Source organism: Aeromonas sanarellii (genome assembly GCF_000820085.1).
Taxonomy (GTDB): Bacteria; Pseudomonadota; Gammaproteobacteria; order Enterobacterales; family Aeromonadaceae; genus Aeromonas; species Aeromonas sanarellii.
Genome location: NZ_CDBN01000014.1, coordinates 1 through 15,506, shown reverse-complemented (window position 1 = coordinate 15,506; position 15,506 = coordinate 1). Strand labels below are relative to the sequence as shown.

Annotated in this window: 15 protein-coding genes; 8 read left to right on the top strand and 7 right to left on the bottom strand. The window is 64.7% G+C overall.

The genetic code is table 11. From position 1 onward, the window contains the following. Positions 1-35 precede the first annotated feature (35 nt). Positions 36-605 carry a class I SAM-dependent methyltransferase gene (locus tag BN1132_RS02310; protein WP_084202551.1) on the top strand — a complete coding sequence of 190 codons (570 nt, stop codon included), beginning with the start codon at positions 36-38 and terminating at the stop codon, positions 603-605. A 297-nt stretch (positions 606-902) separates the two neighbouring features. Next, complete coding sequence (locus BN1132_RS02305) at positions 903-2,081, top strand: dicarboxylate/amino acid:cation symporter (RefSeq protein WP_042074654.1); 1,179 nt, start codon at positions 903-905, stop codon at positions 2,079-2,081. A 64-nt stretch (positions 2,082-2,145) separates the two neighbouring features. Here BN1132_RS02305 and tesB read toward each other — a convergent pair whose 3' ends face one another. The 7 genes from tesB to rnm form a co-directional block, all read right to left on the bottom strand. After that, entirely contained in the window at positions 2,146-3,009 is an 864-nt protein-coding gene (tesB, locus tag BN1132_RS02300; RefSeq protein WP_042074652.1) for an acyl-CoA thioesterase II, read from the bottom strand. Between the two features lie 254 nt (positions 3,010-3,263). Continuing rightward, entirely contained in the window at positions 3,264-3,635 is a 372-nt protein-coding gene (locus BN1132_RS02295; RefSeq protein ID WP_042074649.1) for an endonuclease domain-containing protein, read from the bottom strand. 205 nt (positions 3,636-3,840) lie between these two features. After that, entirely contained in the window at positions 3,841-4,764 is a 924-nt protein-coding gene (gene rluB, locus BN1132_RS02290; protein ID WP_042074648.1) for a 23S rRNA pseudouridine(2605) synthase RluB, read from the bottom strand. Then, positions 4,757-5,449 carry an SMC-Scp complex subunit ScpB gene (scpB, locus tag BN1132_RS02285; protein ID WP_042074647.1) on the bottom strand — a complete coding sequence of 231 codons (693 nt, stop codon included), beginning with the start codon at positions 5,447-5,449 and terminating at the stop codon, positions 4,757-4,759. The genes rluB and scpB overlap by 8 nt, the downstream gene beginning before the upstream one ends. Positions 5,450-5,542: 93 nt before the next feature. After that, positions 5,543-6,421 carry a segregation and condensation protein A gene (locus tag BN1132_RS02280; RefSeq protein ID WP_042074645.1) on the bottom strand — a complete coding sequence of 293 codons (879 nt, stop codon included), beginning with the start codon at positions 6,419-6,421 and terminating at the stop codon, positions 5,543-5,545. Then, positions 6,414-7,034, bottom strand: coding sequence for an L-threonylcarbamoyladenylate synthase (locus BN1132_RS02275; protein WP_042074643.1), 621 nt, complete (start codon positions 7,032-7,034; stop codon positions 6,414-6,416). The genes BN1132_RS02280 and BN1132_RS02275 overlap by 8 nt, the downstream gene beginning before the upstream one ends. Before the next feature lie 130 nt (positions 7,035-7,164). Beyond that, positions 7,165-8,046, bottom strand: a complete 882-nt coding sequence (gene rnm / locus BN1132_RS02270; protein WP_042074640.1) for an RNase RNM — start codon at positions 8,044-8,046, stop codon at positions 7,165-7,167. Positions 8,047-8,481: 435 nt separating this feature from the next. Here rnm and BN1132_RS02265 point away from each other — a divergent pair, with 435 nt between their 5' ends. From BN1132_RS02265 to trpA, 6 genes are all read left to right on the top strand, one after another. Further along, positions 8,482-10,116, top strand: coding sequence for an anthranilate synthase component 1 (locus BN1132_RS02265; RefSeq protein ID WP_042074637.1), 1,635 nt, complete (start codon positions 8,482-8,484; stop codon positions 10,114-10,116). A gap of 80 nt (positions 10,117-10,196) precedes the next feature. Continuing rightward, entirely contained in the window at positions 10,197-10,796 is a 600-nt protein-coding gene (locus BN1132_RS02260; protein ID WP_042074635.1) for an aminodeoxychorismate/anthranilate synthase component II, read from the top strand. A 10-nt stretch (positions 10,797-10,806) separates the two neighbouring features. Further along, positions 10,807-11,820: an anthranilate phosphoribosyltransferase gene (gene trpD / locus BN1132_RS02255; protein WP_042074633.1), complete on the top strand. Its 1,014-nt coding sequence runs from the start codon at positions 10,807-10,809 to the stop codon at positions 11,818-11,820. Continuing rightward, positions 11,820-13,328 carry a bifunctional indole-3-glycerol-phosphate synthase TrpC/phosphoribosylanthranilate isomerase TrpF gene (gene trpCF, locus BN1132_RS02250; RefSeq protein ID WP_042074631.1) on the top strand — a complete coding sequence of 503 codons (1,509 nt, stop codon included), beginning with the start codon at positions 11,820-11,822 and terminating at the stop codon, positions 13,326-13,328. Before trpD ends, trpCF begins: the two co-directional genes overlap by 1 nt. Positions 13,329-13,393: 65 nt before the next feature. Continuing rightward, on the top strand, positions 13,394-14,587 hold the full coding sequence (trpB, locus tag BN1132_RS02245) for a tryptophan synthase subunit beta (RefSeq protein ID WP_042074629.1): 1,194 nt from the start codon (positions 13,394-13,396) through the stop codon (positions 14,585-14,587). Beyond that, positions 14,584-15,390: a tryptophan synthase subunit alpha gene (gene trpA, locus BN1132_RS02240; RefSeq protein WP_042074626.1), complete on the top strand. Its 807-nt coding sequence runs from the start codon at positions 14,584-14,586 to the stop codon at positions 15,388-15,390. The genes trpB and trpA overlap by 4 nt, the downstream gene beginning before the upstream one ends. The last annotated feature ends 116 nt before the right edge of the window (positions 15,391-15,506 follow it).

The following is a 15,506-nucleotide window of genomic DNA, read 5'->3' as shown; positions in this document are numbered from 1 at the left end:
TTGCTAGAGTAGCCGCCCACCGCAGAGATGAGCCCATGATAGCGCCCCACACCCCAGCCCCGAGCCCAGATACCCGTCCCGCCCTCGTGGCCGGGGCCCATGCCCCCTTCCTCGCCCTGCTGCCCGCGCGAGGCCACCTGCTGGAGGCCGGCTGCGGCGCGGGTGAGGATCTGCGCCTCTTCCGGGAGCGGGGGCTGATGGTGACCGCCTTCGATGCGAGCCGGGCGCAGGCGGCGGCCGCCTCGCGCCTTTGCGGCCAGCCGGTGCGGGTCTGCCGTTTCGAGCAGATGCGAAGCGTCGTCCCCTATGACGGCATCTGGGCCAGCGCCTCCCTGCCCTGCCTGCCCGGGGAGGAGATAGCTCCGGTACTCCGGCACCTCGCCGCCCTCCTCAAGAGCGGCGGGCCCCTCTATTGCTCCTTCCCCCATGCCGATGGCGAGTCGCCGGCCAGCAGGTCGCCCCAGGCGTATCCCCTGCTGACCCGGCTCGACGAGGCCGGGCTGCTTCGCCTCGTCACCCCCCTGCCCGTGACGCTGCACCGCCACTGGTGCAGCGAGGATGGGGCGAACGGCCGCTGGCTGCACGCATTGCTGCTGAGATGCTGAGCGCAGCAAAGAGAGGATGAGGAGCCGCAGGTAGCCCGCTCTGTTCCCCGCGGCTCGGGCGCTGACGCAGCGAAGACAGGATGAAGGGGCGTTGGGTGCATGCATTGCTTCCTGCGGCCCTGGCACTGCGTCCAGAGGCCGCCACGCTCCAGTTCAAAACGCGATAAAAACCCTCAACATCAAAATTTAACGCCACATTAACCAGCGCAAGACAGACAAGATGCGGAGTTTGTGTTAAAAAGCGCCATCAAAATCATTATTTAATCACAACACAGACACCAACACTTGGATTCCCCCATGAAACTCGTCCTTAACCTGATCGCCGGCATCCTCGCCGGTCTGCTGCTCGGTCTCTATGCCCCGGAATGGGTCGCTCGGGTGCTGTTCACGGCCAAGACGGTGATAGGCCAGCTCATCACCTTCACCATTCCGCTCATCATCCTCTTCTTCATCATGAGCGGCATCGCCAGCCTGCCGAAGAACTCCGGCAAGCTGCTGGGCAAGACGGTGGGACTCTCCTACTGCTCCACCATACTGGCGGGCCTGTTCGCCTTCACCGTGGCGAGCCACCTGATCCCGCGCCTGACCACGGCCGCCGAGCCCACGGCGCAAGCCGCCATCAAGCTCGCCTCCTACATCAATCTCGAGATCCCGCCCCTGTTCGGGGTGATGTCGGCCCTGGCCGCCGCCTTCGTGTTCGGCATCGGCATCAGCGCCACCCAGGCCACCGACCTGCGCCGGGTCGCCGATCAGGGTCGTGACATCATCGACCGCCTGCTGGCACGCGTGATCATTCCCCTGCTGCCTTTCTACATCGCCGGCGTCTTCGTCGAGATGACGGTGGAAGGCACCGTCTTCGCCACCCTCAAGACCTTCGGCGTGGTGCTGGTGATGGCCATACTGATGCACTGGATCTGGCTCTGCGTGCTCTTCGTCGGCACCGGACTGGCCCTGGGGCGCTCCCCCGCCATGCTCATCAAGAACATGCTGCCCGCCTACTTCACCGCGCTGGGCACCATGTCCAGCGCCGCCACCATCCCGGTGGCCCTGCAGGCCAGCAAGCGCAACGGGGTGAGCGAGGGCATCGCCAACTTCACCGTGCCCCTGTGCGCCACCATCCACCTGTGCGGCTCCACCATCACGCTGGTGACCTGCGCCACCGCCGTCATGTTCCTCTCCGAACACCTGGCCATTCCGGGCTATGACACCATGCTGCCCTTCATCATGATGCTGGGCGTCATCATGATCGCCGCTCCCGGTGCCCCGGGGGGCGGCGTCATGTCCGCGCTCGGCCTGCTCACCTCCATGCTCGGCTTCGGCGAGGCCTCCATCGCCCTGATGATCGCCCTCTACCTGGCCCAGGACAGCTTCGGCACCGCCTGCAACGTCACCGGTGACGGCGTCATCGCCCTCTGGGCCGACCGCTTCGCCCAACGCGACCAAGGCGCCCCGCTCCCCGAGCAGGATGCCGCCTGATCACTCAGGCCAATAAAAAACGGGAGCCGATGGCTCCCGTTTTTTATTGCCTAGTGCCGGCTTGTCAGCCCCGGCGGCGGATCACCCCTTCCTGCATGGTGCTGGCCACCAGCACGCCGTCCCGAGTGAAGAACTGGCCGCGCACCAGGCCCCGGCCGCCGCTGGCGCTCGGGCTGTCTACCACGTAGAGCAGCCAGTCGTCCAGCCTGAACTCCCGGTGGAACCACATGGAGTGATCTATGGTGGCCACCTGCATGTCCGGCTCCCAGTACGACACCCCGTGGGGCTGCAGGGCGGCGAACAGGAAGTGGAAGTCGGAGGCATAGGCCAGCAGGTAGTTGTGGACCCGCTGATCGTCCGGCACCGGGCCGTTGGCCTTGAACCAGGTGTAGCGCAGGGGCTCGTGCACGTCCGGGCGGATGGGGTCCACCAGGGTCACCGGGCGGATCTCGATGGGCTTCTCGCACAGGATCTTGTCCCGCAGGGCCGCCGGGATCAGCTGCTCGTAGGGACGCACCAGCTCCAGCTCGCTCTTGAGCTGCTCGGGAGGCGTGATGCCTTCGGGCATCTGCGCCTGGTGCTCGAAGCCTTCGGCCTCCACCTGGAAGGAGGCGTTGAGGTAGAAGATGGGCTTGCCGCCCTGGATCGCCTTGACCCGGCGGGTGGAGACGGTCTGGCCGTCGCGGATGTTCTCCACGTCGTAGACGATGGGCTTGTTGGCATCGCCTGGGCGCAGGAAGTAGGAGTGGAAGCTGTGCACCTGGCGATCGACGGCGACCGTCTGCTTGGCGGCTGACAAGGCCTGCCCCATCACCTGTCCGCCAAACACGGATCGCAATCCGAGATCCTGGCTCTGGCCCCGAAACAGGCCCTCCTCGATCTTCTCCAGCGCCAGCAGTGCCAGCAGCTCATCCAGTACCTTGCTCATTGGTTTCTCCTGTATCAGTGCGGGAAAGGCTAACAAGCCCGTCCCGGCAGGGCAACCATCCTGATCCACATCCCACAGCAGCAACCTCCTCCCGGCCTCCCCCTTCATAAGGGGGAGGAGAATATCGGCCACCTCCCCACCAAGAAGCAACTCTAGCGGCCTCCCCTTCACCAAGGGGAGGAGAATACTGACCACCTCCCCACAAGGGGGCGACTCTTGCCCCCTCCCCTGGCAAGGGGAGGGCTGGGGTGGGGTCAGACGTGATCAAGCCATTCCTGAATCGATACAACCACTCCGGGTAGATTTTGCATCACCTCCCTGTTGCTAAATCTCAGTACCGTCAACGACAGGACCGCCATATAGGCATCCCGTTGCGTGTCATGGCTCAAGCCTCGCTCGTCGAAATGGCTGTCACCATCGACCTCTATCACCAATAACCGCTCGGGACAGTAAAAGTCGGCAATGTATGGGCCAATGCCTTGCTGACGGCGAAACTTGACTCCCAGTTGCCCAGCCCGAAGCTCCTGCCACAATCGCCGTTCGGGCTCTGTCGGATTGCCTCTTTGTTCACGTCGTTTGTCCAGCGTGGCCTCACGGTTGAAAATACGGACTGGCCTCTCGCTCATAGTTGTACTCCTTATGGCTACAAACTATTTCAGCGTAAACCACAACAACCCCCTCCCGGCCTCCCCCTTCATAAGGGGGAGGAGCCTGTCTGGCCCTTTCTCTCCCCGTGCGATTGAGTCTCAAGGAGCCCGGCGGGAGCAGGCAACAAAAAACCCGCACCATAAGGTGCGGGCTTGGGTTGTTCCGGGCCGACAGGGCGGCGGCTTACTTGCTGCCGGTGCCGGAATTGCGGGTGGAGGAGGTCGGCTTGCGGCGGGCGGTGGTGCTGCGGGCGCGCGGCTCCTTGCCCTGCATCTCCTTGTGGCGCTTGACGGCGCGACGGATCTGGGCAGCCTGCTTGTGGCGACCGGCCTTGCCGTCCTGCTGCAGATCCACCTTGGACTCGGTCTCGTTCGGCAGATTCACCAGGCCGCGCAGGTAGTTCACTTCGGGGAGCTTCAGCTCCTGCCAGCCACCGCGGGGGATGCCGCGATCCAGGGTGACGTCGCCGTAGCGGATGCGCATCAGGCGGCTCACCTGCACTTCCTGGGATTCCCACAGGCGGCGCACTTCCCGGTTGCGGCCCTCGGTCAGGGTGACGTTGAACCACTGGTTCAGCCCCTCACCACCGGCCGGCTTGATCTTGTTGAACTTGGCCATGCCGTCTTCCAGCTGCACGCCCTTGCGCAGGCGCTGCAGCATGGCTTCGGTGATCTCGCCAAAGACCCGCACCGCGTATTCCCGCTCCACTTCGTGGCTCGGGTGCATCAGGCGGTTCGCCAGCTCGCCGTCTGTGGTGAACAGCAAGAGACCGGAGGTGTTGACGTCGAGACGACCGACCGCGATCCAGCGGGCGCCGTCCATCTTGGGCAGACGATCAAACACGGTGGGGCGACCCTCGGGATCGTGGCGGGTACACATCTCCCCTTCGGGCTTGTGGTACGCCAGCACGCGGCAGATCACTTCCTCTGCGGCGCGGGTCTTGACCTGGTGGCCATCCACCCGGATCACGGCGTTCACTTCGACGCGATCCCCCAGCGTGGCGACCTTGCCATCCACGCTGACCCGACCTGCGGTGATCAGGGCCTCCATCTCACGACGGGAGCCTTGACCCGCGCGGGCCAATACTTTTTGCAGTTTTTCACTCATCGGGTTTACCTGATTGTTGATCGCTGCCCGCCGACATCGCGGACAACCTTGGTTCTTGTGCGAAGGCCCCATTGGCCTCCCCACCATCTTCATGCTCAGGACGGCCAACCAGAGGCTGACCGTCACCGCCCTCGCCCGGCATGAGCGACAAGGGGGTCTGCAGTTCGGGATCCAGCTCGGGAAGCTGTTCCAGACTCCGCAGATTGAAATAGTCCAGAAATTCCCGGGTGGTGGCGAGCAGCTCGGGGCGACCCGCCACCTCCTTGTGGCCTATGCTGCGCACCCAGCCACGTTCTTTCAGGGTGTTGACGATCTGGCTCGACACCGCCACCCCGCGGATGGCCTCTATCTCGGCCCGGGTGATGGGCTGACGATAGGCAATCAGGGTCAGGGTTTCCAGCACGGCGCGGGAATAACGGGGCGCCCGCTCGCTCCACAGGCGAGACAACTCCTCGGCATACTCCTGACGGGCCTGGAAGCGCCAGCCGGAGGCGACCTCCTTGAGCTCGACCCCCCGCGTCTCGTAGTCTTTCCTGAGCTCCGCCAGCAGCAGCTGGACGTAGCGGCCGGTGACCGGGTAATCCGAGAGCACGCTGCCCTTGAGCTCGTTCACCGTGAGGGGACGGCCCGCCACGAAGAGCGCCGCCTCGATCAGGGTCTTCAGCCGTTCAGCGGGCAGCGCCATTGAGCACTCCTCCCAGAGTCAGGGCCTTGAGCCGTTCAGCAGGCAGCGCCACGACAGGCCTCCCGGGCTGTGCCCATGGCCGTGAGCGGCCGCTCAGTGCACATGCTCATGCGCCGCCTCCTCCTGGCTTGCCAGGGCAAAATGGATGGGGCCCAGGGGCTCCGCCTGCAGGATCCAGATCAGTTGCTCCTTGCACAGCTCCAGCAGGGCCAGGAAGGTCACCAGCACCCCCATGCGCCCCTCCTCGGCCCGCAGCACCTGCTCCAGGCGCAGGGTCTGGCCCAGGGAGAGCATGGCGAGGATCTCCGCCATCCGCACCCGGGTCGGGATCTGCTCGCGGCGGATCTGGTGATGCTCAAAATGAGTCGCGCGTTTTACCACACTTTGCATGTAAAGGGCGAGCTCAACCAGTGAAACATCTGGGGCCAGCGGCTTCAGGGCGCCGAAATCCGGCGGCAAGGCCGAGGCGACGAAGATCTCCCGCTCCACCCTCGGCAGGGCATTGACCCGCTCCGCCCCCAGCTTGTAGCGCTCGTACTCCTGCAGCCGACGAATGAGGGTGACTCTCGGGTCTTCCCCCTCCTCCTCATCTTCCAGCTCCGGGGCCTTGGGCAGCAGCAGGCGGGATTTGATCTCCGCCAGCCAGGCCGCCATCAGCAGGTATTCGGCCGCAAGCTCCAGATTGAGCCCCTGCATCAGCTCCACGTACTCCATGTACTGGGCCGTGATTTGCAGGATAGGCAGGTTCAGGATGTCGAGCTGCTGACGCCGGATGAGGTAGAGCAAGAGATCCAGCGGCCCCTCGAAGGTGTCGAGAAACACCTCCAGCGCATCGGGGGGGATGAACAAGTCCTGGGGCAGCTCATGGTAGGGCTGCCCCAGCACGGTCGCGATGGGCGGGGAAAGGGAAGCCTCCCCCGTCGTGCCCGGTGCGCTCAGCGCCTCGGGCACGGGCTCGGCAAGATCACTCAAACGGCGTCGGATCCCCGGCACCGCGGCGACGCAGCACGGGCTCGTCGTCGGAGAAGTCCACCACAGTGGTGGGTTGCTCGCCGAGATAGCCCCCGTTGACCACCAGATCCAGCTGCTTGCCGAGCTTGTCGGCGATCTCCTCGGGGTCGAACTCCGCCATCTCGGAGCCCGGCAGGATCAGAGTGGTGGAGAGCAGCGGCTCGCCGAGGGTCTCCAGCAAAGCCAGCGCTATGTTGTTGGCCGGCACCCGGATGCCGATGGTCTTCTTCTTCTCGTTCATGAGGCGGCGCGGCACCTCCTTGGTGGCCTTGAAGATGAAGGTGTAGGGCCCTGGGGTGTTGTTCTTGACCAGCCGGAAGGCGGTGTTGTCCACCTTGGCATAGGTGGAGATCTCCGAGAGATCCCGGCACACCAGGGTGAAGTCGTGGTTCGGCTCGATGCGGCGGATGCGGCAGATGCGCTCCAGGGCATCCTTGTTGCCCATCTGGCAGCCCAGGGCGTAACCGGAGTCGGTGGGATAGACGATGACGCCGCCGTTTTGCAGGATCTGTACCGCCTGGCTGATGAGGCGAACCTGGGGATTGTCCGGATGTACGTAAAAATGCTGACTCATATGCTCTTCTCGCGATAGGGGCACGCTCGTTGCCCGCTTCATGATCAAGGGCCCCTTGGCCCATGACACTACCTTAACCTGTTTGACGCAGACTCGCCCGCATCAAAGGTGCTCTCCCGCCGGATTGCCCTCAGCGGCTGGCCAGCAGGCCGGCATGCTCCTCCGGGGTCAGCCCGAAGTGCCCTGGGTGGCCCAGCCAGAGCGGCATCCCCTCCTTGGGCAGCCAGAGGTGGCGGCCGAGCTCGGTCCAGTTGGAGGGGAAATGAAAATCCGATCCCACCGAGATATAGAGGTCGTGCTCCCTGGCCCACTGACCGAGGTTCGCCCGCTCCTGGGGGCTCTGCTGGGGCAGGGAGACCTCCATGGCGTCGCCTCCTGCGGCCTTGAAGGCCACCAGCAGCCGCTTGATCCACTTGGCGGTGAGATCGTAGCGGCTCGGGTGGGCCAGCACGGCCAGCCCGCCTGCGCCGTGAATGGCCGCGATGGCCTCCCCCATCTCGGGCCACTCGGCGGGCACATAGCCCTTGTTGCCCCGGCTCAGGTACTTCTTGAACACCTTCTGCATGTTGTCGGCCACCCCGCGCGCCACCAGCACCCGGGCGAAGTGGGCCCGGGTCACGGCGGCGTCACCGGCAAGCGCCTTGGCCTCTTCATAGGTGCCCGGGATGAGGCACTTCTCCAGACGGCGCCCTATCTCCTCGGCGCGCGCCTCGCGGCGGGCCCGCTGACCGGCCAGGAAGGCGGCCAGCTGCGGATTTTTTTCATCCACCCCGAGGGCCACTATGTGGATCTCGTGATGCTCCCACCCGGTGGAGATCTCGACCCCGCTCACCAGTCGCAGCGGCAGTTGCTCGGCGGCTATGGTCTGGCGCACCTCGTCAAGCCCGGCGAGGGTATCGTGGTCAGTGACTGCTAACACCTCCACCCCCTTCTCGGCGGCGCGGCGCACCAGGTCGGCGGGGCTCAGCACCCCGTCGGAGGCAGTGGTATGGCAATGAAGATCGAATCTCATCGGCGTGTTTCGCTCTTGTTCGGGACCTGCCTGGAAAAGGCTGGCAAAAAAGCGACTTGACTTGGCCGCGGCTTTATCGTTTTCTGTAGGCACTTCATTGCAAACATCTTTTTACAGGACTCTATCATGCAAGCGACTTCCATCCTGACCATCTGGTGGTGGCACACTCCCTGACATGCGGGCGTGTGGTCGTTGCTGTACCTGTAAATTGACAGCAAGTTAAGAACCCAAAGAAAAAGCCCGCTGACCCCAGCGGGCTTTTTTATTATCCGGCAAATGGACCTGTGATGAAACCGACAATTCAGACAAGCACCCTGACCTGGCGATGGCGGCCTTGAGCCAATCTCTCCAGAACCCGTTAATTTTCAAGGCATTTATCAAGGTAATCAACGTCATGAACATCGGTAACACACAGCACACGCAAGGGAAGGCACTATGACAGGCAACAAGACCCGTTTGCCCCTGGGCGAATTCGATACCATCAGGCTCAATGCCCCTTATGTGACAGACCCCCTGGCACTCTATACCCGGCTCTGCCAGGACAGACCCAACAACCTGCTGCTGGAATCGGTGGAGATCGACTCCAAGGCCGGCACCCAGAGCCTGCTGCTGGTGGACGCCTGCCTGCGCATCGAGTGCCGCGGCCGTACCGTGCAGGTGCGCCCCCTCGGCGACAACGGGGTGCAGTTGCTGCGCCTGCTGGAGCAGCGCCTGCCCGCCGTCATCACCCAGATCCGGGTGGCGGACGAGCTGCACCTCGACTTCCCGGCGTCCGATCGGGAGCTTGACGAAGACAGCCGCCTCAAGGGCAGCAGCGTGCTGGACGTGCTGCGCACATTGCAGCGGGAGCTGCAATGCCAGCAGGGCAAAGAGGCCCTCTTCATGGCGGGCAGCTTCGCCTACGACCTCATCGCCTCCTTCGAGGATCTGCCCGAGGTGCCGGAGGGGAGCAACGACTGCCCCGACTACTGCTTCTATGTGGCCGAGACCCTGATCACCATAGATCACATCAAACAGAGCACCCAGTTGCTGGCCTGCCTGTTCGGCGGCGAAGAGGATGAGCAGCTGGACGCGCGCTACGCCCGCCTGACCGCTCGCCTCGAGTCCTTCAAACAGGCCTGTCAGCAGCCGCTGCCTGCGCCGCAGGGCACGGCGCCGCTGACCGGCGCCCTGGCCGTCGACAAGGGGGACAAGCAGTTCTGCGCCGAGGTCGAGAAGCTCAAGGGCTTCATCCGCCGTGGCGACATCTTCCAGGTAGTGCCGTCCCGCAGCTTCTCCCTCCCCTGCCCGGACCCCGTGGCCGCCTATCGCCGCCTCAAGCAGACCAATCCCAGCCCCTACATGTTCTACGTGCAGGACGAGGGCTTCACCCTGTTTGGCGCCTCCCCCGAGAGCGCGGTAAAATTCTGCGCGGGCAGCCGCCAGGTGGAGATGTACCCCATCGCGGGCACCCGCCGCCGCGGCCTCAACCCGGACGGCAGCATCAACCTGGATCTGGACGGTCGCATCGAGCTGGAGCTGCGTCAGGACGAGAAAGAGGTGGCCGAGCACCTGATGCTGGTGGATCTGGGCCGCAACGACATCGCCCGCATCTCCGCCCCCGGCACCCGCTACGTCAAGGATCTGCTGAAGGTGGATCGCTACAGCCACGTCATGCACCTGGTCTCCCGGGTAGTGGGCACCTTGCGCGCCGACCTTGACGCCCTGCACGCCTATCAGGCCTGCATGAACATGGGCACCCTCACCGGCGCTCCCAAGCTGCGTGCCAGCGAGCTCATCCGCATGGTGGAAGGCAAGCGTCGCGGCAGCTACGGCGGCGCCGTGGGTTACCTGAACGGCGCAGGGGAGATGGACACCTGCATCGTCATCCGCTCCGCCTTCGTGAAAGAGGGCGTGGCACACGTCCAGGCCGGCGCCGGGGTGGTCTATGACTCCAAACCCCAGGCCGAGGCGGACGAGACCCGCGCCAAGGCGGCGGCCGTGCTGGCCGCCATCGCTGCCAGCCATGGCACCTCCCTGCAGGCCCTCAGTGCCCAGCAGGAGCAACACAAGGACGTGAGCCATGACTAACATCTTCCTGCTCGATAACTTCGATTCGTTTACCTACAGCACCCAGGCCGATCAGTTCCGCACTTCGAAGGAGCAGTCCCATGACTAACATCTTCCTGCTCGACAACTTCGACTCCTTTACCTACAACCTCGTCGACCAGTTCCGCACCCTGGGCTACCCGGTGCGCATCTACCGCAACAGCCTGCCGGCCAGCCGCATCATGCAGGAGATCGACGCCTGCGAGGGGGACGCCGTGCTGGTGCTCTCCCCGGGGCCGGGCGCCCCCCACGAGGCGGGTTGTCTGATTGATCTGATCAAGCTGGCCCGGGGCCGGGTGCCCATCCTCGGCATCTGCCTCGGTCATCAGGCCCTGTGCGAAGCCTACGGCGGCACTGTCGGGGCGGCGGGGGAAATCGTCCACGGCAAGCGCTCCCTCATCGAGCACAATGGCCACGGCGCCTTCGCGGGGCTGCCGAGCCCCTTGCCGGTGGCCCGCTACCACTCCCTGGTGGCCACCTATGTGCCGGAAGAGTTGCAGGTGATTGCCCACTATCAGGGCATGCCCATGGCCATCGAGCAGCGTGACGAGCGGGTGCTGGGCTTCCAGTTCCACCCGGAATCCATCATGACCAGCGAAGGGGCCCGCCTGCTCACCCAGGCCCTCGCCCACATCACCCGTCCAGAAAGCCACGTGCGGTAAGGAAGAGACCATGCATCAACATCTCAACACCCTCTATCAGGGTCAGTCTCTCACCCGCGACGCCGCCCGCGACGCCTTCGGTCAGGTGGTCCGTGGTGAAGTGGATCCCATAGTGCTGGCGAGCCTTCTGACCGCCCTCAAGATCAAGGGGGAGACCCCGGAGGAGATCGCCGGCGCCGCCGAGGCGCTGCTGGCCGAGGCCCGCCCCTTCCCGCGCCCGGACTATGCCTTCTGCGACATCGTCGGCACCGGGGGGGACGGCCTCAACACCATCAACGTCTCCACCACCTCGGCCCTGGTGGCCGCCGCCTGCGGCCTGAAAGTGGCCAAGCACGGCAACCGCTCCGTCTCGAGCAAGTCGGGGTCGAGCGATCTGCTGGACAAGATGGGGATCAAGCTCGACATGAGCCCGGCCCAGGCGCGCCACTGCCTGGACGAGCTCGGGGTCTGCTTCCTGTTCGCTCCCCAGTACCACGCCGGGGTGCGCCACGCCATGCCGGTGCGCCAGGCCCTCAAGACCCGCACCCTGTTCAACGTGCTGGGGCCGCTTATCAACCCCGCCCGCCCCAGCTTCCAGCTGATGGGGGTCTATGCCCCCGAGCTGGTGCGCCCCATCGCCGAAACCCTGCTGGCGCTCGGTCTGAAAACCGGTATGGTGGTACACGGCGCCGGGCTCGATGAAGTGGCCATTCACGGCCCGACCCAGGTGGCGGAGATCCGCGACGGCGAAATTCGCGAGTACTTGCTCACCCCGGCGGACTTTGGCCTCGAGACCTACCCGGTCAGCGCCATCCAGGGCGGTGAGCCCGAGGAGAACCGCACCATCACCGCCGCCATCCTGGAAGGACGCGGCAGCCCGGCTCACAACGCCGCCATCGCCGCCAACGTGGCACCGCTGCTGGTGATGGCGGGCAAGGCCCCGGACTTCAAACAGGCGGCCGCCCGGGTGCTGGCGGTACTGGCGAGCGGCCAGGCGGCGGAACTTGCCGCCCGGCTCGCCACCCTGAGCCATCAGGAGGCATGATGTCAGCCACCACCCAGGAGAGTCGCCCACAAGGCGCTCACGCAGAACGCCCGACGGGCAACAGCCAGCTTCGCAAGGATAACGAGATGTCAGACGTCATTGCTCCCCACGCCTTTCTGAACATGGCCTCCATCAGCCAGACCATTCTCGGCAAAATCGTGGCGGCCAAGCAGGCATGGGTCGCCGCCCGCAAGGAGAGCCAGCCCCTGGCGAACTTCCAGGGGGCACTCACCCCGAGCGATCGGGACTTCGAGGGGGATCTGCGCAAAGGCTCCACCCGCTTTATTCTGGAGTGCAAGAAGGCCTCCCCCTCCAAGGGCTTGATCCGGAATGACTTCAGCCCGGAGGCCATCGCCGACATCTACGGCCACTACGCCACCGCCATCTCGGTGCTGACGGACGAGAAGTTCTTCCAGGGGGATTTCGCCTTTTTGCCGCGCGTGCGGGGCCGTGTCCAGCAGCCGGTGCTCTGCAAGGACTTCATGATTGACCCCTATCAGGTCTATCTGGCCCGCCACTATCAGGCGGACGCCATCCTCTTGATGCTCTCGGTGCTCACCGACGAGGGGTATAAGGCCCTGTTTGCGGTCGCCAAGGAGCTGGATCTGGGCGTGCTCACCGAGGTGAGCAACGAGGAGGAGCTGACCCGCGCCATCGCCCTGGGCGCCCCGGTGATTGGCATCAACAACCGGGATCTGCGGGATTTGAGCGTCGATCTCACCCGCACCAAACAGCTGGCCAAAGATATTCCGAGCGATCGGGTGGTGATCAGCGAATCAGGCATCAACCACCGCGCCCAGGTGGCGGATCTGCGCCACCACGCCAAGGGCTTCCTGGTGGGCTCCTCCCTGATGGCGGAGCCGGATCTGGAGGCCGCGGTGCGCAAGCTCGTGCTCGGCCAGAACAAGGTGTGCGGCCTGACCCGTCCCGAGGACGCCGCCGCCGCCCATCAGGCGGGGGCCGTGTTCGGCGGCCTCATCTTCGTGGCGAAGAGCCCGCGCTACGTGGACATTCCCGCCGCCCGCGCCGTGATGGCGGGTGCACCGCTCTCTTACGTCGGGGTATTTCGCAATGCCCAGCCCGCCACCATCGCCAAGACGGTAGATGCGCTGGGGCTCGCCGCCGTGCAACTGCACGGGGATGAAGACGCCGCCTATATCGAGACCCTGCGCCCCCTGCTGCCGGCGGGCTGCCAGATCTGGAAGGCCGTCGGAGTCACAAGCGGCGAGCCGCTGCCTGCCCTCGACTACCCGGCGGATCGCCTGCTGCTCGATACCAAAGTCGGCAGCCAGAGCGGCGGCACCGGTCAGGCGTTCGACTGGGCCCTGCTGGCCGGGCTCGACAAGAGCAGACTGATGCTGGCGGGGGGGCTCAGCCCCGACAACGCCCTCGAGGCAGCCCGGGTGGGCTGTTTGGGCCTTGATTTCAACTCCGGGGTGGAGAGCGCCCCGGGCCAGAAGGATGCGCACAAGCTGGCGGCCGCCTTCGCCGCCCTACGCCAACTGTGAGCGCCCCCGTGACTCATTCAACGAATTAATGAACTGCGTTTGCCCATAAGCACAAGGAATAATGTATGACCCTGCTCAACCCGTTTTTTGGTGAATTTGGCGGCATGTATGTGCCCCAGATCCTCATCCCCGCCCTGCTCCAGCTGGAGAAGGCCTTCGTCGATGCCAAGGATGATCCGGCCTTCGTCGCCGAGTTTCAGTCCCTGCTCACCGAGTATGCCGGGCGCCCGACGCCCTTGACCCTCACCCGCAACCTGACCAGGGGCACCAAGACCCGCCTCTATCTGAAGCGTGAAGATCTGCTGCACGGCGGCGCCCACAAGACCAACCAGGTGCTGGGCCAGGCCCTGCTCGCCAAGCGCATGGGCAAGCACGAGATCATCGCTGAGACCGGCGCCGGTCAGCATGGCGTTGCTACCGCGCTGGCCTGCGCCTTGCTCGGCCTCAAGTGCCGGGTCTACATGGGGGCCAAGGACTGCGAGCGCCAGAAGCCCAACGTGTTTCGCATGAAGCTGATGGGGGCCACCGTGATCCCGGTACACTCCGGCTCCGCCACGCTGAAGGATGCCTGCAACGAGGCGCTGCGCGACTGGGCAGCCAACTATGAAACCGCCCACTACCTGCTCGGCACTGCCGCCGGCCCCCACCCCTTCCCCACTATCGTGCGGGAGTTCCAGAAGATGATCGGGGAAGAGGCCAAGGCCCAGTGCTTCGAAAAAGAAGAGCGCCTGCCGGATGCGGTGATCGCCTGCGTCGGCGGCGGCTCGAACGCCATCGGCATGTTTGCGGACTTTATCGACAACCCTGAAGTACGTCTCATCGGCGTCGAGCCGGGTGGTCACGGCATCGAGAGCGGCGAGCACGGCGCGCCGCTCGGTCACGGCAGCAAGGGGGTCTTCTTCGGCATGCACTCCTACCTGATGCAGGACAGCCAGGGCCAGATCCAGGAGTCCTACTCCGTCTCGGCGGGGCTGGACTTCCCCTCCGTCGGCCCCCAGCACGCCCACCTGGCCGCCATCGGCCGCGCCGAGTACCCCTCGGTGACCGACAAGGAGGCGCTGGACGCCTTCCAGGAGCTGGCCAAATCCGAGGGCATCATACCGGCGCTGGAATCCTCCCACGCCCTGGCCCACGCCCTCAAGATGGCCCGCAGCGAACCGGAAAAAGAGCAGGTACTCATCGTCAACCTCTCCGGCCGTGGCGACAAAGACATCTTCACCGTTGCCGACATCTTTGAAAAAGAAGGAACCTTGTCATGAACCGCTACGCACAACTCTTCTCCCGTCTGGACAAGGCCAATCAGGGCGCCTTCGTGCCCTTCGTGATGCTGGGTGACCCCACCCCCGAGCTGTCGCTCGCCATCGTCGATGCCCTGGTCGAAGGGGGCGCCGATGCCCTCGAACTCGGCATTCCCTTCTCCGATCCGGTGGCGGACGGCCCCACCATTCAGGGTGCCGCCCTGCGTGCCTTTGCCAGCCACACCACCCCGGACGACTGCTTCGGCCTGCTTGGCCGCATCCGCGCCAAGTACCCGGAGCTGCCCATTGGCCTGCTGGTCTACGCGAACCTGGTCTATGTGCGCCACATCGACGGCTTCTACGAGAAGTGCCAGCAGGCGGGGGTGGACTCCGTGCTGGTGGCCGACGTGCCGGTGCAGATGTGCGAGCCCTACAAGGCGGCCGCCGACAAGTTCGGCATCGACAGCATCTTTATCGCCCCGCCCAACGGTGACACCGAGACGCTCAAGGCAGTGGCTGAGCTGGGCTCCGGTTACACCTATCTGGTGAGCCGCGCCGGCGTGACCGGTGCCGAGACCAAGGCCGGCATGCCGGTGGAGGGGCTGATCAATACCCTGCGCGAGTTCAACGCCCCCCCCGCCCTGCTCGGCTTTGGCATCAGCGAACCGGCCCAGGTACGTGAAGCCATTGCCGCTGGCGCCGCCGGTGCCATCTCCGGCTCCGCCGTGGTGAAGATCATCGAGACCCACCACCAGAACCCGGAGCATATGCTGGTGCGCCTGAAAGAGTTTGTGGAAGGGATGAAGGCCGCGACCAATAGATAAGGTCGGGTATGGGGTCGGCTGTCTGTAGCCCGGATCTGCCGGTTTACATAACCACTTAAAAGGGAGCCTGACAGGCTCCCTTTTCTATTTCCTTGTTTGTATGGAGATGGTATTCA

What these genes read in the sequence shown, in the direction of transcription:
- rnm (WP_042074640.1), bottom strand. Translation starts at nt 8,046, where the DNA reads ATGAGATTCGATCTTCATTGCCATACCACTGCCTCCGACGGGGTGCTG.
- BN1132_RS02275 (WP_042074643.1), bottom strand. Translation starts at nt 7,034, where the DNA reads ATGAGTCAGCATTTTTACGTACATCCGGACAATCCCCAGGTTCGCCTC.
- rluB (WP_042074648.1), bottom strand. Translation starts at nt 4,764, where the DNA reads ATGAGTGAAAAACTGCAAAAAGTATTGGCCCGCGCGGGTCAAGGCTCC.
- scpB (WP_042074647.1), bottom strand. Translation starts at nt 5,449, where the DNA reads ATGGCGCTGCCCGCTGAACGGCTGAAGACCCTGATCGAGGCGGCGCTC.
- trpD (WP_042074633.1), top strand. Translation starts at nt 10,807, where the DNA reads ATGCATCAACATCTCAACACCCTCTATCAGGGTCAGTCTCTCACCCGC.
- BN1132_RS02295 (WP_042074649.1), bottom strand. Translation starts at nt 3,635, where the DNA reads ATGAGCGAGAGGCCAGTCCGTATTTTCAACCGTGAGGCCACGCTGGAC.
- trpB (WP_042074629.1), top strand. Translation starts at nt 13,394, where the DNA reads ATGACCCTGCTCAACCCGTTTTTTGGTGAATTTGGCGGCATGTATGTG.
- trpA (WP_042074626.1), top strand. Translation starts at nt 14,584, where the DNA reads ATGAACCGCTACGCACAACTCTTCTCCCGTCTGGACAAGGCCAATCAG.
- BN1132_RS02265 (WP_042074637.1), top strand. Translation starts at nt 8,482, where the DNA reads ATGACAGGCAACAAGACCCGTTTGCCCCTGGGCGAATTCGATACCATC.
- BN1132_RS02310 (WP_084202551.1), top strand. Translation starts at nt 36, where the DNA reads ATGATAGCGCCCCACACCCCAGCCCCGAGCCCAGATACCCGTCCCGCC.
- BN1132_RS02260 (WP_042074635.1), top strand. Translation starts at nt 10,197, where the DNA reads ATGACTAACATCTTCCTGCTCGACAACTTCGACTCCTTTACCTACAAC.
- trpCF (WP_042074631.1), top strand. Translation starts at nt 11,820, where the DNA reads ATGTCAGCCACCACCCAGGAGAGTCGCCCACAAGGCGCTCACGCAGAA.
- tesB (WP_042074652.1), bottom strand. Translation starts at nt 3,009, where the DNA reads ATGAGCAAGGTACTGGATGAGCTGCTGGCACTGCTGGCGCTGGAGAAG.
- BN1132_RS02305 (WP_042074654.1), top strand. Translation starts at nt 903, where the DNA reads ATGAAACTCGTCCTTAACCTGATCGCCGGCATCCTCGCCGGTCTGCTG.